At 66.9% G+C, this 21,094-nt stretch carries 20 protein-coding genes and 1 pseudogene; 14 read left to right on the top strand and 7 right to left on the bottom strand.

What is annotated here, in order from left to right; all coding sequences use genetic code 11:
* The 3 genes from ACJJV6_RS08170 to ACJJV6_RS08160 are packed head-to-tail and all read right to left on the bottom strand — an operon-like array spanning position 1 to position 3,223.
* A complete protein-coding gene (locus tag ACJJV6_RS08170) occupies positions 1 to 954 on the bottom strand; it encodes a carbohydrate ABC transporter permease (protein WP_407710286.1) in 954 nt (317 codons plus the stop codon).
* 11 nt (positions 955 to 965) lie between these two features.
* Positions 966 to 1,874: a carbohydrate ABC transporter permease gene (locus ACJJV6_RS08165; protein ID WP_407710285.1), complete on the bottom strand. Its 909-nt coding sequence runs from the start codon at positions 1,872 to 1,874 to the stop codon at positions 966 to 968.
* A 17-nt stretch (positions 1,875 to 1,891) separates the two neighbouring features.
* The gene (locus tag ACJJV6_RS08160; protein ID WP_009358079.1) at positions 1,892 to 3,223 is read right to left on the bottom strand and encodes a sugar ABC transporter substrate-binding protein; all 1,332 of its coding nucleotides are present in this window, start codon (positions 3,221 to 3,223) and stop codon (positions 1,892 to 1,894) included.
* A 296-nt stretch (positions 3,224 to 3,519) separates the two neighbouring features.
* Between ACJJV6_RS08160 and ACJJV6_RS08155 the strand changes: the two genes are divergently transcribed.
* Positions 3,520 to 4,980 (top strand): arabinan endo-1,5-alpha-L-arabinosidase, encoded by a 1,461-nt coding sequence (locus tag ACJJV6_RS08155; protein ID WP_407710284.1) that lies wholly within the window; start codon positions 3,520 to 3,522, stop codon positions 4,978 to 4,980.
* A gap of 11 nt (positions 4,981 to 4,991) precedes the next feature.
* Here the strand turns inward: ACJJV6_RS08155 and ACJJV6_RS08150 are convergent, their stop codons facing one another.
* Both ACJJV6_RS08150 and ACJJV6_RS08145 read right to left on the bottom strand, forming a co-directional pair.
* A complete protein-coding gene (locus ACJJV6_RS08150) occupies positions 4,992 to 5,129 on the bottom strand; it encodes a methionine/alanine import family NSS transporter small subunit (protein ID WP_009358081.1) in 138 nt (45 codons plus the stop codon).
* Positions 5,126 to 6,700, bottom strand: coding sequence for a sodium-dependent transporter (locus ACJJV6_RS08145; RefSeq protein WP_407710283.1), 1,575 nt, complete (start codon positions 6,698 to 6,700; stop codon positions 5,126 to 5,128). Before ACJJV6_RS08145 ends, ACJJV6_RS08150 begins: the two co-directional genes overlap by 4 nt.
* Before the next feature lie 111 nt (positions 6,701 to 6,811).
* On the opposite strand from ACJJV6_RS08145, the gene ACJJV6_RS08140 reads away from it, so the two are divergent.
* From ACJJV6_RS08140 to ACJJV6_RS08100, 9 genes and pseudogenes are all read left to right on the top strand, one after another.
* The gene (locus ACJJV6_RS08140; protein ID WP_407710282.1) at positions 6,812 to 7,525 is read left to right on the top strand and encodes an alpha/beta fold hydrolase; all 714 of its coding nucleotides are present in this window, start codon (positions 6,812 to 6,814) and stop codon (positions 7,523 to 7,525) included.
* Between the two features lie 28 nt (positions 7,526 to 7,553).
* Positions 7,554 to 8,177, top strand: coding sequence for a TetR/AcrR family transcriptional regulator (locus tag ACJJV6_RS08135; protein WP_407710281.1), 624 nt, complete (start codon positions 7,554 to 7,556; stop codon positions 8,175 to 8,177).
* Between the two features lie 105 nt (positions 8,178 to 8,282).
* Positions 8,283 to 9,509 (top strand): MFS transporter, encoded by a 1,227-nt coding sequence (locus tag ACJJV6_RS08130; RefSeq protein ID WP_354176517.1) that lies wholly within the window; start codon positions 8,283 to 8,285, stop codon positions 9,507 to 9,509.
* Positions 9,509 to 11,215: an amidohydrolase gene (locus ACJJV6_RS08125; protein ID WP_009358084.1), complete on the top strand. Its 1,707-nt coding sequence runs from the start codon at positions 9,509 to 9,511 to the stop codon at positions 11,213 to 11,215. Before ACJJV6_RS08130 ends, ACJJV6_RS08125 begins: the two co-directional genes overlap by 1 nt.
* Positions 11,216 to 11,260: 45 nt before the next feature.
* Positions 11,261 to 12,343, top strand: coding sequence for an agmatine deiminase family protein (locus tag ACJJV6_RS08120; protein WP_354176515.1), 1,083 nt, complete (start codon positions 11,261 to 11,263; stop codon positions 12,341 to 12,343).
* On the top strand, positions 12,340 to 14,100 hold the full coding sequence (locus tag ACJJV6_RS08115) for an amidase (RefSeq protein ID WP_354176514.1): 1,761 nt from the start codon (positions 12,340 to 12,342) through the stop codon (positions 14,098 to 14,100). Before ACJJV6_RS08120 ends, ACJJV6_RS08115 begins: the two co-directional genes overlap by 4 nt.
* Positions 14,101 to 14,293: 193 nt before the next feature.
* A pseudogene (locus ACJJV6_RS08110) lies at positions 14,294 to 15,156 on the top strand (pentapeptide repeat-containing protein).
* A 97-nt stretch (positions 15,157 to 15,253) separates the two neighbouring features.
* Positions 15,254 to 16,510 (top strand): D-arabinono-1,4-lactone oxidase, encoded by a 1,257-nt coding sequence (locus ACJJV6_RS08105; protein ID WP_009358086.1) that lies wholly within the window; start codon positions 15,254 to 15,256, stop codon positions 16,508 to 16,510.
* 46 nt (positions 16,511 to 16,556) lie between these two features.
* Positions 16,557 to 16,892, top strand: a complete 336-nt coding sequence (locus tag ACJJV6_RS08100; protein WP_009358087.1) for a hypothetical protein — start codon at positions 16,557 to 16,559, stop codon at positions 16,890 to 16,892.
* Here the strand turns inward: ACJJV6_RS08100 and ACJJV6_RS08095 are convergent, their stop codons facing one another.
* Entirely contained in the window at positions 16,893 to 17,477 is a 585-nt protein-coding gene (locus ACJJV6_RS08095) for a MarR family winged helix-turn-helix transcriptional regulator (protein ID WP_009358088.1), read from the bottom strand.
* A 259-nt stretch (positions 17,478 to 17,736) separates the two neighbouring features.
* Here ACJJV6_RS08095 and ACJJV6_RS08090 point away from each other — a divergent pair, with 259 nt between their 5' ends.
* Genes ACJJV6_RS08090 through ACJJV6_RS08080 form a run of 3 tightly spaced genes read left to right on the top strand, consistent with a single transcriptional unit; the run spans position 17,737 to position 19,675 of the window.
* Positions 17,737 to 18,588 (top strand): hypothetical protein, encoded by an 852-nt coding sequence (locus ACJJV6_RS08090; protein ID WP_354176512.1) that lies wholly within the window; start codon positions 17,737 to 17,739, stop codon positions 18,586 to 18,588.
* Positions 18,589 to 18,605: 17 nt separating this feature from the next.
* A complete protein-coding gene (locus ACJJV6_RS08085) occupies positions 18,606 to 19,016 on the top strand; it encodes a phage holin family protein (RefSeq protein WP_407710478.1) in 411 nt (136 codons plus the stop codon).
* On the top strand, positions 19,013 to 19,675 hold the full coding sequence (locus ACJJV6_RS08080; RefSeq protein WP_407708850.1) for a DUF3618 domain-containing protein: 663 nt from the start codon (positions 19,013 to 19,015) through the stop codon (positions 19,673 to 19,675). The genes ACJJV6_RS08085 and ACJJV6_RS08080 overlap by 4 nt, the downstream gene beginning before the upstream one ends.
* Positions 19,676 to 19,878: 203 nt before the next feature.
* Here the strand turns inward: ACJJV6_RS08080 and ACJJV6_RS08075 are convergent, their stop codons facing one another.
* Positions 19,879 to 20,712: a LysR family transcriptional regulator substrate-binding protein gene (locus tag ACJJV6_RS08075; protein WP_009359412.1), complete on the bottom strand. Its 834-nt coding sequence runs from the start codon at positions 20,710 to 20,712 to the stop codon at positions 19,879 to 19,881.
* On the opposite strand from ACJJV6_RS08075, the gene ACJJV6_RS08070 reads away from it, so the two are divergent.
* Positions 20,675 to 21,079: a DUF5997 family protein gene (locus ACJJV6_RS08070; RefSeq protein WP_035753827.1), complete on the top strand. Its 405-nt coding sequence runs from the start codon at positions 20,675 to 20,677 to the stop codon at positions 21,077 to 21,079. The genes ACJJV6_RS08075 and ACJJV6_RS08070 overlap by 38 nt on opposite strands.
* The last annotated feature ends 15 nt before the right edge of the window (positions 21,080 to 21,094 follow it).

Here is a 21,094-nt window from a genome sequence, read left to right as displayed (position 1 = left end):
TCAGCCCTTGGATCCGGACAGCGCAATGGACTCGATGATCTGGCGCTGGAAGACCACAAAGACGATCAGCACCGGCAGGAGCGCCACGAAGGACGCCGCCATGATCAACGGGTAGTCCGTCTGGATGGCGTACTGGGCGTTGAAGTTCGCGATCACCAGCTGCAGCGTCTGGGTGCCGGGCGAATTCAGGTAGATGATGGGGGCCAGGTAGTCGTTCCACATGGCCATGAACCAGAGGATGAACTGCGCCGCCAGCGCCGGCCGGATGGCGGGCATGATGAGGGTCCAGAAAATCTGCAGGTAGGAGGCACCGTCGATGCGGGCCGCCTCCACGATGGAATCGGGGATGCTGTTCAGGAACTGGCGCAGGAAGAAGATCATGATGATGTTCCCGAAGAGTCCCGGCACGATCAGCGGCAGAAGCGTGTCCACCCAGCCGATGCTGGCGAAGATGGTGAACTGCGGAATCATCAGCGTGGGAAACGGGATCATGAGCCCGGACAGGAGTCCCAGGAACAGGACGTTCTTGAAGGGCATGCGCATCTTCGCGAAGGCAAAGGCTGCGAGCGCGGACGTCAGTGAACCCACGATGGTCACGGAGCAGGCCACGATCAGGCTGTTCTGGATGCCGCTGAGGAGCGGGCCGGCAGTCCAGATGCGGGCGTAGTTCTCCCAGACGAAGGGGTCCGGAATCCATTGCGGCGGAAGCGCAAACACCCCGTCCTTCGTCTTGAGGGAGGTGGAGAAGGTCCAGGCCAGCGGGGCAATCATGACGATCGCGCCCACGCTCAGGACCAGGGTGGTGATGACATTGCCAACGCGGAGCGTTTCCTTGGTGGACCGCGGGCGGCCGCCTGTGGGGCGGGAAGCAGACTTACCTGCGCCCCCGCTGCCGTCGGGGAGTTCCTGCGTGGGTTCCAGCGGCGGAGTGGTGATGACATGCTGTGCGGACATGGCTGCCTGCCTCAATCGATCGAGAACTGGTTGCGGCGGTTGAGCCGGAACTGGATGAAGGTGATAGCGAAAACCAGCAGCCCCAGGACCACGGACATGGCGGACGCGTAACCCATCTGGAGGTTGTCGAACGCCTTCTGCCAGATGTACCAAACGATGGAAGCGGACTGGAACTCGGGGCCACCGGTGGGGGTCATGATGTTGATTTCCACGAAGATCTGGGAGCCGCCGATGATGCTGGTGACGATCAGGAAGAACGTGACCGGCCGGACCATGGGGATGGTGATGTGCCGGAACTGCTGCCAGGCCGATGCGCCGTCCAGGGCCGCTGCCTCGTAGAGGTACTGGGGCACCGACTGGAGGGCGGCCAGGTAGAGCAGCATGGAGTACCCCAGGCCCTTCCAGATGGCCATGATGATGAGGGCCGGCTTGACGGTGTTGGTGTCCTGGAGCCAGTTGGGGCCGTCAATTCCCACCAGGGCCAGGCCCTGGTTGATCAGGCCGAAGTCTCCGTTGAAGGCCCACTGCCAGAGAATCGCGACGGCGGCGATCGAGGAGATGACCGGGAGGTAGTAGACGGTGCGGAAGAAGGTGGTTCCGCGCATCTTCCGGTTCATGGCCAGCGCCAGGCCCAGCGAGATGGCCAGGCCGACGGGGATCCCGATCATCATGTAGAGGGTGTTCCACAGCGACTGGAGGAAGTAGCGGTCACCGAACATCTTGGTGTAGTTGTCCAGTCCCTTGAAGACCGGCGCCGAGATGCCGTTCCAGTTGGTGAAGGAGGCATACACCGAGAAAAGGAGCGGGAAGAGCGTAAAGAGGAGGAAGCCGATCACCGGTATGGCAACAAAAGCGAGGGCCGCCTGGTGTTCTTTCCGGTGGAGCCGTGAGCGGCGCGGGCGCGTTGTGGTTGTTGTCATACCGGTGATCCCTCCCGCTAGTTTCCGGCCTGCTGGTTGGCGGCGTCCAGGAATTCCTGCATCCTGGGCTGCGCTTCCTTCAGGTAGTCGGCGGCGGTCTGCTTGCCGTCCAGGACGGGCTGGATGTTGGTGAACAGTTCGTCATACCACTCGGCGTTGAAAGTATTGCCGCCGGGCAGGGCGCGGCCGTAGTCCTTCACGATCTGCAGGAACTCTTCCTTGTTGGCCGGCTTGGTGCTGGTGTCCGCAGCCCAGGCCTCGGCCATGTCCTTGAGGTTGGGGATCTGGATGCCGGCGTCCACCAGGCTCTGCTGGGCTTCCTTGTTGGCTGTCAGGTACTCCACGAGCTTGACGGCGTCCTCCGGGTGCTTGGTGCTTTCGGAGACGGCGATGCCCAGCGTTCCGATCCAACTGGCGGTTTCGCCGCTGTCCCCGGCCGGGTAGGGGATGACGTCCCAGTCGAAGCCCAGCTTCTGGTAAGTGGACAGGTCCCAGGGGGCGATGGGGAAGAACCCGATTTCGCCCTTCATCCAGCGCTGGTAGGTGTCCAGGGTCTGCGCCTCAGCCACGGACGGCGTGACACCGTGGACGTTCTGCAGGTCCGCGAACCACTGCAGCGATTCAGCGAACTCGGGCGTATCCACCGTCACCTTTGTCCGGTCTTCGTTGAGCCAGTCACCGCCGTTGGACCAGACGAAGGGCTGCAGGTTCCACTGGACGTTCAGGCCGGTGCCCCACTGGTCAAGGGTGCCGTCGCCGTTTGTGTCCTGGGTGAGCTTTTTCGCGGCTGCCACGAACTCGTCGAAAGTGTATGGCTTGTCTTTGTCCGGCAGCGGGATTCCTGCCTTTTCCAGCATGGTCTTGTTGTAGCCGAAGGAGAACGGGCCCACGTCCTTGGGCAGGGCGTAGATGGCACCTTCACCTACGCGCTTGCCGTCATACCGGTAGCTGTCCACGCCGTATTCCCAGATGTTGTCCAGGTCGATAGTGTCAGAGCCCTCAACGTACTCGGTGATGTCCTTGACGATGCCGTTCTGCACATAGGCCTGGACGTCGCCGGGGCCGATGTAGAAGACGTCCGGAACCTGCTTGCCGGCGATCGCCGCCTTCAGCTTGGTGGCGTACTGGTCCGCGGTGGTGACAATGATTTCCACGTCCACCCCGTTATCCGCTTCGAACTGCGAGACTGCCTGCTCATAGGCCTTTTTCTCGTCCTCACCTCCCCTGAACATGAACGTGAGTTTCTTTTCGCCGCTGTCCTCGGCGGAGGGGGCGGAGCAACCGCCGAGCATCAGGCCGGCGGCGGTAAAGAGCGCCAGGGTCGCGGCCATGGGACGTGACTTCATCATCACGCAGTCCTTCCGGGTTGGGTGGAGCACACAAGTGTATGGGTGAGGCGATACGGGAGCCCCACTGTCCGCGGTGGCGGACCGGCATCCGGGGCGTTTTCTTGCAACGTTGTAAGAACCATCACACAGGCCCTCATCCGGCGTCAAGGGGCCGGCGCCGGATTTGTTTCCGGCGCGATTCCGCCGCCATTGACCCAAAACGTGATCCATGCCATATTTTTCTTACAACGTTGCAATGAAACGGCGCCGCGCATCCCTGCTGCCGACCAGCCCCTCTCTCCCGGAAGGACCACGTGATGACGTCACGTCCCTGGGTGCTGCGCGCCGCAGGATTGGCAGCAGCTGCAACCCTTGCCCTGGCAGCCGCACTGCCGACGACGGCCGCCGCCGGCCCCGCTCCCGTCACCCACGCCATCAAGAGCCAGATCAGCCAGGCCGGAGAACCGCCGGGCCAGCAGAAGCTTCCCGTGGACCTGCCCGGTGGAAAGACGGTTGTGGGCGAAACCTCGCCCATCCACGATCCGGCGCTGATCGTTGCCGCCGACGGCACCTGGTATGTCTATTCCACCGGCCTGGTGAACCGGGAAAACGGCGGCACCATCCAGGTGTGGACTTCCCGCGACCATGGGACAACCTGGGAGTACGCCGGGACGGTCTGGGACCGCATCCCGGCATGGATCGACGAACACTTCTCTGACGGCGAGCTGCCCGGCAACCTCTGGGCGCCGGAAATCACCGAACACAACGGCACGTACTACCTGTACTACTCGGCGTCACGCTTCGGCGGAAACAAGTCGCTCACGGCCCTTGCCACCAACACCACGCTCGATCCCAGCGACCCCGACTACGAATGGGTGGACCAGGGAATGGTGGTCTCCTCCCCCGCCACCGGCCTCGACCCGGCCAATCCCGCCAAGACCTTCAACGCCATCGACGCCGGCATCATCGAGGACGCCGACGGCACCCCCTACATGGCCATTGGCTCGTTCTGGTACGGCATCTTCCTGGTCCAACTTGAGTGGCCGAGCGGAAAGCCGGTTGCCGGATGGGAGTCCAAAGCCGTAAACATCGCGGACCGGTTCATGCCCGGGAACCCCATCGAGGCGCCGTACATCACCAGGCACGGGGACTACTACTACCTCTTTGTCTCCTTTGACGCCTGCTGCCGCGGCGGTGATTCGACGTACAAGGTGGCCGTGGGCCGTTCCACCTCGGTCAAGGGCCCGTACCTGGACCAGGAAGGGCGCGACATGTTCGGCGGCGGCGGATCCGTCGTCCTCGATTCGCATGGCGCAATCACCGGCCCGGGCGGCCAGTCCGTCTTTGGCGACTACCTGGCCTTCCACTACTACGACGGCTCCAACCCGGACATCCCGTATTTCCCGACCCTCGGCATCCAGAAGATTGACTGGGTGGACGGCTGGCCGGTCTTCAACCAGACCGTGGAAACGCCGTCGGTCCTGAAGCAGCCAAAGGCCGCCGCCGCAGGCAGCGCCGTCACGTTCACCGCCACCGCGGGCGGCACGCCGGGTCCGGTGGCAGTCTGGGAAATTTCGTACGACGGCGGCGCAAGCTGGCAGCGGGCGGACCACCAGCCCGTGACGAAGCGGACGGACGAAGGCAGCTACCGCTCGACGCTCGAAGTTTCCTCCGGCACATACGGCGATGCAGGCCTGCTGGTCCGGGCAGTGTTCCGGAACGCCCACGGCAAAGCTGCCACTGACGCCGTCGGATTCCCCGCCCCTCCCGGCAGGTAAGGCTCCTTCCGTCAAAGTTCGGGGGCGCGCTCCTCAGGCAGCGCGCCCTCGTCCTCCGGATGCCGTTTCAGGTTCAGCAGGGCAAGCGCCAGGCCGCCCCAGACAGTAAGGATGGCGATGATCATCATGGTGATGGCTATCGGCGTCACAGCGCCTTCTCCTTTTCCTCTTCGGCCACCACGGCGTCGTACTCGGGGTCGTAGTGGGCCTTGGACCGGTGGCTCCATGGGATGAATGTCAGTGCGAGCGCCAGCACCACCAGGGCACCGGCCATACCCCAGCCGAAGATGCCCACAAACCATTCCGGGTAGCCCTCATAGGTGGCAGTGATCTTGCTGATGAACTCGTTCGACACCATGTAGATCAGCGCCAGTGGAACGACGCCGGCCACCAGGATCATCCAGGTGCGCCGCATCTTGACGGTGGAGATCCTGTTCAGGTGGGCGGACAGCAGCGGCAGTTTGCGCAGGAACCAGGCGAGCACCAGGACGGTGACCAGGGCCCCGAGCGTGATGCCGAAGCTGTTGACGAACGCATCGGAGGTGTCCAGCAGGTAGAGGCCGGTGGCCGTGGGGAAAAGACCCAGCGAGACCGCCGCCACCAGCCCGCTGACGACGAGTGACGCCTGGACCCGGCCCCAGCCGAGCTTGTCCTGGACCGCGGCCACAATGACTTCCAGGACCGAGATCAGGGACGTGATGCCCGCGAAGACCAGTGACCCGAAGAACAGCACGCCCATGAAGGCTCCAAACGGGGCCTGGGACACGATGGTGGGGAACGCCACGAATGCCAGCCCGATGCCTTGGGTCACCACCTCGTCCACCGCGGTTCCCGCAGCCTGGGCCATGAAGCCAAGGGCGGCAAAGACGCCGATTCCGGCCAGGATTTCGAAGCCCGAGTTGGAGAAAGCCACCACCATGCCCGAGCCCGTGAGGTCCGTCCGGCGCTTCAGGTAGGAGGCGTAGGTGACCATGATGCCGTACCCCACGGAAAGGGAGAAGAAGATGTGTCCGTAGGCCGCCGCCCAGACGGCCGGATTCGCGAGCGCCGCCCAGTCCGGTGCGAAGAAGGCGTTCAGGCCTTCGGCCGCACCGGGCAGGAAGAGCGACTGGACCACAAGGAGGAGGAACATCACCATCAGCAGCGGCAGCAGGATGGCGTTGGCGCGGGAGATGCCCTTCCGGATCCCGGCCACCATGATGAGGATGACGGCGGCCCAGGTCAGGAGCAGCGGGAAGAACACGGACGGCACGTATTCGAATCCCAGGCCGGGGGCCTCGGCGATGCTCAGGAAGTTCCCGAAAAAGAAGCCCTCGGCGTCATCGCCCCACGCCTCGGTGAAGGAAAAGACCGTGTACATAACGGACCAGGCGATGATGACCGCGTAGTACGCGGCAATCACAAAGCAGACCAGCACCTGCCACCAGCCGAGCGGTTCGGCGGCACGGTGCAGCCGCCGGTAGGCCAACGGCGCCGAGCCGCGGAACTTATGGCCCACCGCATAGTCGAGGAACAACAGCGGGATGCCGGCCGTGAGCAGGGCCACCAGGTACGGGATAAGGAACGCACCGCCGCCGTTGTCGTAGGCGATGTAGGGGAAGCGCCAGATGTTGCCCAGCCCCACCGCCGAGCCGATGGCGGAGAGGATGAACAGCCGGCGGGACGAAAATGTTTCGCGTTTGGCCGGGCTGGCGGGCTGCGCTGGGGAGGAAGCAGTCATGTCCGGACTTTACTGCCGCCCTTCCGCCCGCAACAGCCCCCTCTGTTGTGGCGCACCCGGGAAGGCCTGGCCGGCGGCCTTTTTGTCACCCCCGGAGAGTAGGGTTCCGTCATGGACATCATCATGGTTCCCGGTTTCTGGTTGGACGCTTCCTCCTGGGAGGAGGTGACGCCGGCGCTCGAGGCAGCCGGACACCGCACGCGGCCCCTCACCCTTCCCGGCCTGGAGTCGGTGGATGCCAACCGTGCCGGCATCGGCCTGCGCCAGCATATCGACGCCGTGGCCGCGGAAGTGGACGCCACGGACGGAAAGGTGGTGCTCGTGGGCCATTCAGGCGGCGGGGCCATCATCCACGGGGTGGTTGATGCCCGCCCGGACAGAATTGCGCGGGCCATCTACGTGGACAGCGGCCCCCTCGGTGAGGGCGGCGTGATCAACGACGAACTGCCTGCAGACGGCGACGACGTTCCGCTTCCGCCCTGGGAAGGGTTCGAGGACGCCGACCTGGTGGACCTCGACGACGGCCTCCGCAGGAAATTCCGCGAACGGGCCATTCCGCAGCCCAGGGGCGTGGCCTACGATCCGCAGCACCTGCACGACGAGCGGCGCTACGACGTCCCCGCCACAGTCATCGCCTGCGAATTCCCCTCCGCCATGCTGCGCGAATGGATCCAGGCAGGCCATCCATTCGTCGCCGAGCTCGCCAGGATCCGGGACGTGGAATACGTGGACCTGCCCACAGGCCACTGGCCGCAGTTCACCAGGCCGGCGGAACTGGCCGGGGCCATCCTCGCCGCCGTGGACCGGAACGGCCAGCTACATTGAACGGACCGCCCCGTGCCTAGGAGTTCCCATGCCGCGCCCCCGATCACCGCAACTGTCCGTGGATGCCATCATCCGCGCCGCCCTGTCCCTTGTTGATGCCACCGGAGACTTCAGTTTCCCGAAAGTGGCCAAGGAACTTGGGGTCAGCCAGGCCTCGCTCTACAACCACATCGACAACCGCGAACACATCATCGAGCTGATGCGCGGACTCGTCTTCTCCGAGTTCTCCGCACGGAAGCGCCTTGACCCTGCCGGCCTCCCCTGGGACGAGGCACTTCGGACCCTTGCCCACGAGTACCGCGACTGCCTGGTGGACCACCCCAGGCTGGTCCCGCTCCTGGTGACCCAGACCGTGCAGGATTTGGGCGTGATGCGGATCTACGAGGATATGGCGATCGTCCTGGGCAGGGCAGGCCTGGACCTTTCGGTCATCGTCCCTGCCATCACCACCGTGGACTACCTGGTCCTCGGCTCCGCACTGGAACTGACTGCCCCCGACGTCGTCTGGTCTCCCCCGCCGGGAGAATTTCCCGCGCTGACTGCAGCCATCAGCGGACTGGGCTCCCCCGCCGAGCGGTCCGACACCGCCTTCGCTTTCGGGCTGGAGACCATCGTGGCCGGGATCCGGGAGGTAACAAAAATAAGTTTCTGAAAGGCTTTCACTAAAACCCTTGTGCCGGGCGGGGTCCATCTTCATAATAAATGAAGGCCATTCATTTTGTGACGGCATTCACTCCATCCCAGCAAGGAGAATTCCATGTCCCAGGACGACCCCACCACAGGGCGCGTACCCCTGACGCCGCGCCGGGCGGTTTCCGTCTTCGGCATCAGCGTCGTCGGCTTCATGACCGCCAACCTGGTTCCCGTCATGATCGTCGCCCTGACCGGCGAACTCGGCTTTTCGGACACCGAAGCCGGCACCCTGATGACCGGCTCGCTGCTCGCCTGCGCCGTCGCATGCCTGCTGTCGTCCAGGCTGGCAGCCGGAAAAGGAAGGTACCTGGTGGCGCGCGCCGGTCTGGGGCTTGCCGCGGCAGGTTTCGCAGCCGCAGCCTTCATCCCGTCCGTTCCCGTCGTCGTCGCCGGCGTCCTGATCGGCGGGCTCGGCGCGGGCGGCGCCGTCTCGGCAGGCGGGGCCGCCCTGGGCGCCCTCCGCAACCCGGACCGCGCCTCGGGCCTCAGCGGCTTCGCCAACCGCGTGATCGTTTCCGTGGTTCTCTTTGTCGTCCCTGTTCTGGGCGCGGGCATGGGCAGTGCGTTCGGCCTGCTCGCGGGCCTTGCCCTGGCGGCCCTGTTCACCACCGCCTGGCTGCCGGGCAGCCCCGCCAGTACCACCGACGGGCCGCGGGCAGCCGCCGCCCCGGGTAAGGGCTCCCGGTCCACGACCCTCGCCGGGCTCGGCCTGCTGGCCTGTTTCGCCCTGTGGGCCCTCAGTGAGGATTCCCTCTGGGCCGTGGCCGCCACCATGGGCGCCGACCAGGCGCGGCTCGACGAAACCGGCATGGGGCTGGTCCTCAGCCTCTCCACGCTCGGCGGACTCCTCGCCTCTGGCCTCATCGGGTTGGCCGGGCGCCGGCTGGGCAGGACAGCGCCGCTGGCCGTGGCGCTGGTGGCGGGGGCAGCGTTGAAGATGCTGTCCGGAACAGTGACCGATCCGGGCCTCTACATGGCAGTGATCATCGCCTGGAACACCATCTACATGCTGGCCTTCATCTACATCGTGGCCACCGCGGCCGCGCTGGACGCCTCCGGGCGCTGGTCCGCCCCCGTGCTCGGCGTCTACCTGATTGGGTCCTCATTCGCCCCGTTCTTCGGAACGTTCCTCTCGGCTTCGGCGGGGTATGACGTCCTCGGCTACGTCCTGGCGGGCATGACCCTGGTCCTGGCTGTTCCGCTGATCCTGATCTCCCGCCTGTCCGTCCGGATCGACCGGGAGGCGGTCGGCAACCCCCCGACCAACATCAACAAGGCGGCCATCGTCTAATGCCCTGCTCCGACCTGAAGGAAAGCACTCCCTTGCCTGCACGCACGCTGTATACCAACGCCGCCGTGTTCACCGCCGACGGCGCTCCCGCGGAAGCCTTCGTCGTGGAAGGATCACAGTTCATCCACGTGGGGGACGAAGCCGGTGCCCGCATCGCGGCGGGGAAAGGCGCTGCGGAAGTGGACCTTGAAGGCCGCTTTGTCCTGCCCGGCTTCGTAGATGCGCACACCCACCTGCTGATGACGGGCCAGGCCCTGCAGAAGGTCCAGCTGCGGGACGCCGCCAGCCTCGCCGAACTGCAGCAGCGCCTCCGGGACGCTGCTGCGGCCAGCGATGCACCGCGGATCCTCGGCGCCGGCTGGCTCCACAGCGCCCTCGACGGGCAGCCCCCTACCCGCCAGTTGCTGGATGCAGCGGTCCCGGACCGCCCCGTCTACCTGGACGCCAATGACCTGCACTCCGTCTGGGTCAACAGTGCGGCCCTGGCGGAACTGGGCATCGACAACGACACCCCGGACCCCATCGGCGGACGCATCGGCCGCGACCCTGGGACGGGCGAGGCTGACGGGGTGCTGTATGAAACGGCAGTCCAGCAAATCATCTGGCCCGCCCTTGCGGCGCAGGCCACGGACCAGGACCGCGACGCACAGCTGGAGGAGGCCTTCGCCAACTACCTGGCCGTCGGCGTGACCAGTGCCGTGGACATGGCCGTCCAGGACGACGACCTGGCTGCTTTCCGCCGCGCCATGGAACGCCGGAACGGCACATTGCCCATCCGGGTCAAGGGCCACCTCCTGGTGGCCCGCCACGAAGCGGAGTCCGACAACCTGGCACAGGTGGCCAAGGCCGCGTGGCTGGCGGCCGAACTGCACAGTGACTGGCTGCAGATCTGCGGCATCAAGCTGATGGTGGACGGCGTTATCGACAGCTGCACCGCCGCCATGAAGGAGCCGTACGCGGACGGCAGCAGCGCCGAGCCGGTCTGGGACCGCGCATCGCTGACCCCGGTGGTGATTGCGGCGGACGCCGCAGGGCTGCAGATCGCCCTGCACGCCATCGGCGACGAAGCGTCAGACATCGCCCTGGATGCGCTGGAGGAGGCGTACCGCCGCAACGGGCCGCGGGACCGCCGGCACCGCATCGAACACCTGGAAACAGTCACGGAGGCGAACGTTTCGCGGCTGGCGGCCCTCGGCGTCGTGGCTTCCATGCAGCCCGTCCACGCGGACCCTGCCATCCAGGACACCTGGCGCAGCATGCTGGGCGACCACCGCTGCGAGCGGGCCTTCCCCTGGACCGAGTTCACGGAGGCCGGCGCCACTCTTGCACTGAGCACCGATGCGCCGACGGCACCGCACCAGCCGCTGCCCAACATGTACATTGCCGCCACCCGCCGCTCCGCCCTTGACCCCGCACTGGACGCAAACCTTCCCCGCTACGCCCTGAAGCTTGCTGACGCGTTCTGCCACGCCACCCGGGACGCCGCCTACTCCTGCCGCGCCGAAGACCGCCAGGGCAGGATCGCCGCCGGCTATCTGGCGGACTTCACCGTCCTGGACACCAACCCGCTCCAGGCGGACACCGCCGAACTGCTCACCAACTCCACCCGGCTCACCGTTGTGGGCGGCAAGGTGGCGTACGACGCCGGAGTCTCCCCGGCCGGCCGTCCCGCCGCAGCCGGTGCCCGCGTGGGCCAGCCCGCCTAAGACATTTCCCCACCACAAGCCAGACCGAAAGACCCAGGAATACCGATGAAACCCGCTCCCGCCCCCACCGCAGCCGCCACCGAACCGGCACCGGCAACGTCCATGCCCGCTGAATGGGACGCCCACCAGGGCACCTGGATGGCCTTCCCGCCGCCCAACGACACCTTCGGCGAAGTAGGAAGTCCAACCCTGGACCGCGCGCGCGCCGCCTGGACCAAGGTGGCCCAGACCATCGCCCGCTACGAACCCGTCACTGTGGTGGCCGATCCCCGCGATGCCACCGCAGCCCGGGAATGGCTGGGCGACGGCATCACCGTGCTCGAAGTCCCCCTCGATGACGCCTGGCTCCGGGACAGCGGACCCACCTTCGTGCACCAGCCGGACGGTTCGCTGGCTGCCGTGGACTGGATCTTCAACGGGTGGGGCGCGCAGGAGTGGGCCGCGTGGGACAAGGACCAGGACGTTGCCCGCACCATCGCGGCGGAGACTTCCGTTCCCGTCAGGTCCAGCTCCCTGGTCAACGAGGGCGGCGGATTCCATGTGGACGGTGAAGGAACCGTGCTGTTGACCGAGACCGTCCAGCTTGATCCCGGCCGCAACCCGGGAGCCACCAAGGACTCGGTGGAGGCCGAGATCCATGCCGCGCTGGGCACCACCAGGGCCATCTGGCTGCCCCGCGGCCTCACCCGCGACTACGACGAGTTCGGCACCCGCGGGCACGTGGACATCGTGGCCGCCTTCGCCGGTCCCGGCACTATCCTGCTGCACCGGCAGGACGACCCCTCCCACCCGGACCACGCCGTCTACCTGCAGCTGAAGGCAGCTCTCGCCAGCCAGTTGGATGCGCAGGGACGGCCCCTCCGGATCATTGACGTCCCCGCCCCCACCACGCTCAAGGACGACGAAGGCTTCGTGGACTGGTCCTACATCAACCACTACGTGGCAAACAACGTGGTGGTGCTGTGCGCCTTCGATGATCCCAACGACGCCATCGCCGCCGGCATCCTGGAGCGTGCCTACCCCGGCCGCACCGTGGAACTGGTGGACGCCCGCGACATCTTCGCCTTCGGCGGCGGCATCCACTGCATCACCCAGCAGCAGCCGGCAGCGCGGGGAGGTGCGGCATGAGGCTCGCCGAAACAGCCGGCACACCGGGCACAAAGGCCCGCTTCGACGTCGTCGAGGCCTCCATCAGTGAACTCCGTGAGGCACTGGAGTCGGGGGAGGTCACCAGCGAGGAACTGGTGCGGCTGTACCTGGCGCGGATCGAGAAGTATGACTGCTCCGGAATACATCTGAATGCGCTGGTGGTGATGAACCCGGACGCCCTCGCCGACGCCAAGGCATCCGACGATCGCCGCGCCCGGAACGCCACCCTGGGACCCCTGGACGGCATCCCCTACACCGCAAAGGACAGCTACCAGGCCCGCGGCCTCACGGTGGCCGCCGGATCTCCCGCCTTCAAGGACCTGGTGGCCCAGAAGGACGCCTTCACCATTGAACGGCTGCGCGCCGGGGGTGCCGTCCTGATCGGGCTGACCAACATGCCGCCCATGGCCAACGGAGGTATGCAGCGCGGCGTATACGGCCGCGCCGAAAGCCCGTACAACGCGGACTACCTCACCGCCGCCTTCGCCTCCGGGTCCTCCAACGGCTCCGGCACGGCCACGGCCGCCAGCTTCGCCGCCTTCGGGCTCGCGGAGGAAACCTGGTCATCAGGCCGGGCGCCGGCGTCGAACAACGCCCTCTGCGCCTACACCCCCTCACGCGGCGTGATCTCCGTCCGGGGCAACTGGCCGCTGGTCCCCACCATGGACGTGGTGGTGCCGCACACCCGGACCATGGACGACCTGCTGGAGGTCCTGGACGCCGTGGTGGCGGACGACGCGCAGACCCGGGGCGACTTCTGGCGGGTCCAGCAGTGGGTGCCGGTTCCCAAGGCCTCCGAGGTGCGGCCGGCCTCCTACCTGGAGCTCGCGGTCCCGGACAGCGCAGCCGCCAGGGGTGTGCTCGCCGGCAAGCGGCTGGGGATCCCCCGGATGTACATCAACGCGGACCCGGAGGCCGGAACAGCACCCGCCGGCGGGATCGGCGGCCCCACCGGGCAGCGCATCGAAACCCGGCAGTCCTTCATCGAGCTGTGGAACGCCGCGCGGCGAGACCTGGAAGCCGCCGGCGCCCACGTCGTCGAGGTCGACTTCCCGGTGGTGTCCAACTATGAGGGCGACCGCCCCGGCGCGCCCACCATCGCCACCCGCGGCCTGGTGTCGCCGGACTACCTGCGCCGCGAAATCGTGGACCTCTCCGCCTGGTCATGGCACGACTTCCTCGACGCCAACGGGGACCCGCACCTGAACCGGCTGGCCGACGTCGACGGTGCCGCCATCTTCCCCGCTCCGGACGGTTCCCTGCCGGACCGGTACGACGGGTTCGACGACGACATCAGCGACTACCCCGCCTGGATCCGGAAGCACGGGGTCCCCTCCCTCGCGGACATCCCCCACCTCGAAGAAGGGCTGAAGGGGCTAGAGGAAACGCGGCGGGTGGACCTGGAAGAGTGGATGGACGGGCTTGGCCTGGACGCCGTCGTCTTCCCGGCAGTCGCGGACATCGGCCGGGCGGACGCAGACGTCAACGAAGCTTCGGCTGACCTCGCCTGGCGCAACGGCGTGTGGGTGGCCAACGGGAACCTGGTGCCCCGGCACCTCGGCATCCCCACGGTCACAGTACCTATGGGACTGGCACCGGACATCGCCATGCCGGTTGGCCTCACCTTCGCCGGCAAGGCGTACAGCGATTCGGCACTGCTGCACCTGGCCGCGGCCTTCGAGGCCACCGGCAGCCGACGCGTCCCGCCGCCGCGCACCCCTGCCGCTGGCGCCTGATCTCCTGGCATCACCCCCGGAAACGGATATTCTGGAGGCAGTGATCTTCATATCCTGCCTGTGACCCGCAGCCTCCGCTGCTTCCTCCCGTCGCTCCCCTTCGGAGCGGTGATTCCGCGTGCCCCGGAGGGGAACTCCACGACGAGTTCCCCTCCTCCCCACACCCCAACCGGAACCATCGTCGGGAGACACCATGAACATCCTGCCCCCGGGCACCACCGCCCCGGTCCCAGATCAGAATCGGCTGCGGGCTGACTGCTCACGCTGCTTCGCGCTGTGCTGTACAGCCTTCGGCTTTACCCGCTCGGCGGACTTTGCCATCGACAAACCGCCGGCCTCGCCGTGCCCCAACCTCGGGGCGGACTTCTCCTGCACCATCCATGACCGGCTGCGGCCCCGCGGCTTCCGGGGCTGCACTGTCTTTGACTGCTTCGGTGCCGGCCAGGCAGTCAGCCAGGGCCTGTTCCAGGGTGTCAGCTGGCGTGCCAGCCCGCAGTCCGGGCCTGCCATGTTCGGGGCTTCAAGATCATGAAGCAGCTGCATGAGATGCTCTGGCACCTGGCCGGGGCCGAGGCACGGGTGTTCAGCCCGGACACTGCTGCCGAGGTGCGGGAACTGCGGGAGGAGCTGGCCTCCGCGGCGGACGGAACCCTCCAGGACCTGCTGGACCTTGACCTCGACGTCCTTCACGGCCGGGCCCGCGATGTGCTGGGTGAGGTCAGCGCGGAAATCCGGGCCGGCTATTTCGCCGCGGACGGTGATCCCGGGGCCGGCCGGCTGCATGCCGGTGCCGACCTGGCGGGTGCCCGTCTGCGCGGCGGCCGGTTGTGCGGGGCGGACCTGCGCGGCGCCTGCCTCATCGGGGCCGACCTCCGCGACACCGATCTCGCGGGCGTGGACCTGCTGGGTGCGGACCTGCGCGATGCAAGGCTCGACGGCGCCAACCTCACCAGCGCACTGTTCCTCACCCAGGCGCAGGTCAGCGCTGCCCGGGGAACCCTCGCCACGCTGCTCCCGCCGGTGCTGGCCCATCCCGACCATTGGAAGGGGTCCTGATCCCCGGCGGGGCGGACGGGCTGCTGTCCGCCTTGACACCGCGATTGTTAGCGCTGACAGTGGAGGGAGCCATCCCCGCCGACCGAAAGCCGACTTTATGAAGAACTGGGCAGGAAACCTCGACTACTCATCCCGTGAGGTGCAGCGGCCCGGGTCCGTGGCCGAACTGGCCGAGGTTGTTGCCCGGTCGCCCCGGGTGAAGGCGCTGGGGTCCCGGCACTCCTTCAACACGGTGGGCGACACGGATGGCGTGCACGTTCTGCTGGACGCCCTGCCCCGGCAGATCGAGCCCGATTCGGCGAAAGCCACCGTCCGCGTCAGCGGCGGCGTCAGTTACGGCGAGCTGTGCCGGACGCTGGAAAGGCGGGGCCTGGCCATCCATAACCTGGCTTCCCTGCCGCACATTTCGGTGGCGGGCGCGGTGCAGACCGGCACGCACGGGTCCGGCGTCGGCAACCAGTCCCTGGCGGGCGCCGTCCAGACCATCGAGCTGGTCCGGCCCGGCGGCGACGTGGCCACCCTGTCCCGCGGGGACGGCGACGAGTTCCTGGCCGCCGTGGTGGGATTGGGGGCATTCGGCGTCGTCACCGGCCTGGAACTGTCCGTCCGGCCCAGCTTCCGGATGCGCCAGCGGGTGCTCGAGGACCTGCCGTGGGACCGCGCACTGGAAAACTTTCCGGCCCTGGTGTCCAGCGCCTACAGCGTAAGCCTCTTCACCAACTATGCCGGCGACGCCATCAGCCAGGTCTGGCTCAAGGCTCTCGACGAGGAACCGCCCCTGGCCGGCCTCTTCGGTGCTACGGCCGCCGCCCGGCCCCGGCACCCGCTGCCGGACATGTCCGCGGAAAACTGCACGCCGCAGATGGATGAGCCCGGCCCCTGGCTGGACCGGCTGCCGCACTTCCGCCACGAGTTCACGCCCAGCAAGGGCGAGGAGCTGCAAAGCGAATTCATCCTTCCGCTGGAGCACGCACCCGCCGCCATCGAGGCGGTGCGGGGGCTCGCAGACAAGCTGGCACCCCTGCTGTTCGTCTCGGAGATCCGCACCGGCGCGGCCGACGATTTCTGGCTCAGCCCGTTCTACCGCCAACAGAGCGCCGCCCTGCACTTCACCTGGAAGCCCCTGCAGCCGGAGGTGGAGGCCCTCCTTCCCGAACTCGAGGACCGGCTCCGTCCCTTCGGGGCCCGCCCGCACTGGGGCAAGCTGTTCTCACCCGCCGGCCATGACTGGGAGCAGCTGTACCCCCGCTTTGCAGGGTTCCGCTCGCTGGCGGCAGCGCACGATCCTGACGGAAAGTTCCGGAACGGGCTGCTGGACACCGTACTCGGGGTGCCGGCGGCCAGCCCGCGCTGATTTTGCCCGCTCGGGGCGGCGGCGGAGCAGCGGCTAGGCTTGAAGCATGAAACGCCGCCTCGCCGCCCTGTCCGCCGTCCCCCTGATGCTGCTGCTTGCCGGCTGCGGTGCCGTGGAGGAAGCTGCCACCGATGCCGCCAACGATGCCGCGTCTAAAGTTGCCACGGCGGCCGCGGACGAAGTGAACCGGCAGATCTGTGCCGTGGTCCAGGACGGACTGGTGAGCGTGGAGGACAAGCAGGTCCTTGCCGGGTTGGTTTCTGCAGCCCGCACGGCAGGGGTTCCCGCGGAAATTACGACGCCGCTGGGCGAGATTGCGGAGGCCGGCGACCAGGTGCCGCAAGAGTCCGTCGAGGCATTGAAGGACGCCTGCCCGGCTTAGCTAGTCTTTCCGCTCGGGGTCCACGGCTCTAGCCGGCTGCGCATCGGACTGTGGCTCCTGGGCCAATTCCTCGCCCGGCCCGCGCCGGCCCCCAGTCTTGGGCGTGTGCGGCCGCCGCGTCCGGTGGTCCGGCGCCACGAAGGGGAGCACTTCCGGATGCCGGTTTGCCGGCAGCGCGCTGACGAACTTGGTCAGCTCGTCCTGCAGCACTTTCCAGCCAATGCTGGGGTCATCCGGGTAGGCATTGATCTCGGCATGCCGGGCCGATTCCAGTGCCGTGCGTCCGGCTTCGGTGAGTTCGACTTTGAGCTGCCGGCGGTCTGTTGCCTGCCGCGTCCTGGTGATATGCCCCGCTGCTTCCAGCCGGGTAAGGATCCGGCCAAGCGTCTGGCTTTGCACCCGAATGGCGTCGGCCAGCTGCTCCTGGTTCAGCGGGCCCGGGGCCAGGCCCTCCAATGCAATAACGGCAGCCCTCGTCAGGCCCAAGTGAGCCAGCGCATCATCCTGCCGCCTTTGGACCAGCCGCGCCGCCAACGTGATGAGGCGGTAGCTGTTCCGGGCGTCGGGATCAAGGTTGCTCGTCATCGGCCATGGCCTTCCTGTAGGTGGCAATAGGCTGCTGCACTTGCTTCTCTACGGTCCTACAATAAGCATGCTTAGCATCAAATTCGCAAGTAGGCTTACTATCCTCCCACGTCCCGGCCGCGCAAAATCACAAGCGCTTGCCGCTGCCCCTTGCGCATCAAAAGGGAAGTGTGCTTAGTATCTAGTTAGTAACCATGCTTACTAATCGCCAGCACTGCTGGTTCTTGATCGCCAGCTAACCCTTGAGAAAGAGAGCCCGATGACAGAGAACCAATGGCCCCAGACCCCGAACACCACGCCGGCCGATCCGTACGCCGGACAGGCCACAGGAGTTGATGGCAGCTACACGACTGCTGCCGCGGACACCTCCTCCACCTCCAAGACGCAAGCGGCGAAGGAAGAGGCTTCGCATGTAGCCAGCGACGCAGCAACCGCAGCCCAGGGGGTCGCCCAGACGGCCAAGAGTGAGGCTGCCAACGTGGCTGCCGAGGCGAAGTACAACGCACAGGACCTGCTGAACCAGGCAAAGTCCGGCCTGACCAGCCAGGCCGGCACGCAGCAGCAGAAGGCAGCGGAGGGCATCCGCTCCCTGTCCAGCCAGCTGCAAAGCATGGCCTCCGCCCCGGACCAGCAGGGAATGGCCAGCGATCTCATTCGGCAGGCCGCCCAGCGCGGTGAATCGGTCGCATCGTGGCTTGAGAACAAGGAACCCGGCGATATGCTGACCGAGGTCCAGCGCTTCGCCCGCAACCGCCCCGGCACGTTCCTGCTGCTTGCGGCCGGTGCCGGCGTCCTGGCGGGCCGCCTTACGCGGAGCCTCACGGCAGGCGCACCGGAGACCAGCACTGGAGTGACGGGCACGCTGGCACAGCAGGCGGCCACCCCGCCGGCAGCACCGCTCCGCCAGGAAACGGTCTACGCCGCAGGCACGGACGATCTTTTCACGGAACCGACAGTGGGCACCGGAGCGCCGGTATCCACCTCCACCCTTCCGGCTGGAACCACGGAGGACACCCCGCTCCGCTTCGAGGATGACCCCTACCGGGATGAGGACGGCAGCTACCGTGCTGCTGACGGCACCTACCGGTCAACGGAAGGGCGGCAACTGTGAGTAGCCAGATTCCTGAGATGCCGCCGAGTGAGGCGCATCAGAAGGCCGATAACGCCTCCCTTGGGGAGCTCCTGGGTGATGTGACCCGGGACCTGTCCACCCTGATGCGCCAGGAAGTGGAACTGGCGAAGGCCGAACTCAAACAATCCGCCAGCCGCGCCGGGAAAGGCTCCGGCATGCTCGCCGGCGCCGGCGTGGCCGGACACTTCGTCCTGGTCTTCCTGTCCCTGGCCCTCATGTTCGCCCTCGGCGCCCTGATGCCGCTTGGCTGGGCCGCCGTGATCGTCGCCGTCCTCTGGGCCATCATCGCCGCGGTCCTGGCCAGCATCGGCCGCAAGGAACTCAAACAGATCAAAGGCCTGCCCCAGACCGGCGAAACACTCTCCGAAATCCCCCCAACCCTAAAACCAGGTGAGGTCAACCGATGAGCGAGAACCCCGACGCAATCCGCCAAGACATCGAAGCCACCCGCGCCCGGCTGGGCACCAACGTGGACGCCGTCGCGGACAAAGTCACCCCGTCCAACATCGTCCACCGCCAAACCGACAAAGTCCGGGACGCCGTGACCGGGGTCAAGGAGAAAATCATGGGAACAGCAGACCACGCCACCACCCGCGTCCAGAACACCATGCACACCGGAACCGGACACACCAGCGACGCCCTGCACCACACCGGCGACACCCTCCACGACGCCAAGGACAACGTCGCCGCCCGGCTCTCCGACGCCGGCACGGCCGTGTCCCACGCACCGGACCAGGTCAAAGCCAAAACCCAGGGCAACCCCCTCGCCGCAGGCCTGATCGCCTTCGGCGCCGGGATGCTCGTCTCCTCCCTGATCCCGCCAAGCCAGAAAGAACGCGAAGCCGCGGACCAGCTCAAAACCGCAGCCCAGCCCCTGGCCAACCAGGTCACCGAGGCCGCCAAAGACATGGCCCAGGACCTCAAGGAACCCGCCCGCGAAGCGATGGAAAACGTCAAAGCCACCGCCACCGACGCAGCCCAAAACGTCAAAACAGAAGGCCAACACGCCGCCACCGACGTCAAGGACCGCGCCACCGACGCCAAAACCAACGTCCAAAACACCTAGGACAAACAGCCGAGGGCCGCTCTTCCGTCCGGAAGGGCGGCCTTCGGTTTTCCCCGCCTAAGCCAAGGAGCAACGCCATGAAGAAACTGCTTTTCGCCCTGCTGCCCACCGTCATCAGCCGCATCATGCGTGCGCGGAAGGCGCGGCAGGCGCGCACCGGCCACGTTCCCCCGCGGAACCGGTACTAGGTCTCCACCAGGGCCCTAGCGCTTGCCCTTCTTGCGGGATCCCTTGCCGCGGCCCTTGTCCGGGTTGGGGGCATAGCGCTGGGCGACCTTGGGTGCCGGCTTCCGCACTCCCCCGCCCCGGCGGTCCGGCTTGGGATCCTTCTTCACCTTGGCCGGCTGGGCGGACGGCTGCCGGGAGCTTTGGGCGGTGCGTCCCCGGACGATCCCGATGAACTCCTCCAGGACCTCGTCCGTGGCGTCCGCCAGCCAGACCAGGGCGATCTCGGTTCCCGGGGCGCCGTTGAGCCGGCGGGCCACCGTGTCCTTGACGTTGAAGTGGCGGGCGACGGACATGGGCAGGACAGCCAGGCCGGCCCCGGCGGCAACCACCTGGAGCGCGGCTTCCGGCCCACCGAGGGCAGCAACATCCAGGAAGGACTCCTGCTCCAGGTCGGCGAGCGCCACCTCTTCGAACACAGAGATTTCGTGGCCCTTCGGAGCCACCACCACCGGCTGCTCCTCGTAGAGCGGGATGACGCTCAGGCCGTCGCGCTCAACGGGGAGCCGGACAAAGGCCATGTCCGCCTGGCCTCCGCGGACAGGGCCAACGTGCGCGCCGCCGTCGTGCATGAACGCCTGCAACGGAATGTCCGGCATCCGCTCTTCCCAGCGGCGGATCCACTTGCCGGGGGTCACCCCCGGCACGTAGGCAATGCGGAGGGTCCGCGGCGCCGCCTGCTCCCCCGCGTCGGAGTCCTCGGATGCGTCGGGCGGGGTGGTGTTGTCAGTGGGCACGTCTTCACAGTACCGTCCGCCCGGATACCCTTGAAGCATGACCTCTGCAAACTCCCAGTCCATGAAGCCGGCCACCGTTGCCAAGAAACTTGGCATCTACCTGCCCGCAACACCGCAGGAGTTCCAGGAATCAACCATCACCCGGGAGGAGTTCGCCGAGCTCCAGGCCAACCCGCCGGAATGGCTCGCAGAGCTGCGCCGCAACGGCCCGCACCCCCGTCCCGTGGTGGCGCAGAAGCTGAACATCTCCATCAGCGGCCTGGCCCGCGGCGGCGTTGAGGACGCGCTGACGACGGCGGAAATCACCGCGCTGCTCCAGGCTCCCCCGCAGTGGCTGGTCACCGAGCGCGCCACGCACGCCGCAGTCCGCGCCGAAGCCCAGCGGGTGAAGGAAGAGGCCGCGAAGAAGGCTGCAAAGAAAGCCCGCGCGCAGGCCAACTAGGCTCTCCCGCATCAG

Source organism: Arthrobacter nitrophenolicus (genome assembly GCF_045833485.1).
GTDB lineage: Bacteria > Actinomycetota > Actinomycetes > Actinomycetales > Micrococcaceae > Arthrobacter > Arthrobacter nitrophenolicus.
Note: the sequence above shows the minus strand (reverse complement) of the source record. Positions and strands in the feature narration are given on the sequence as shown.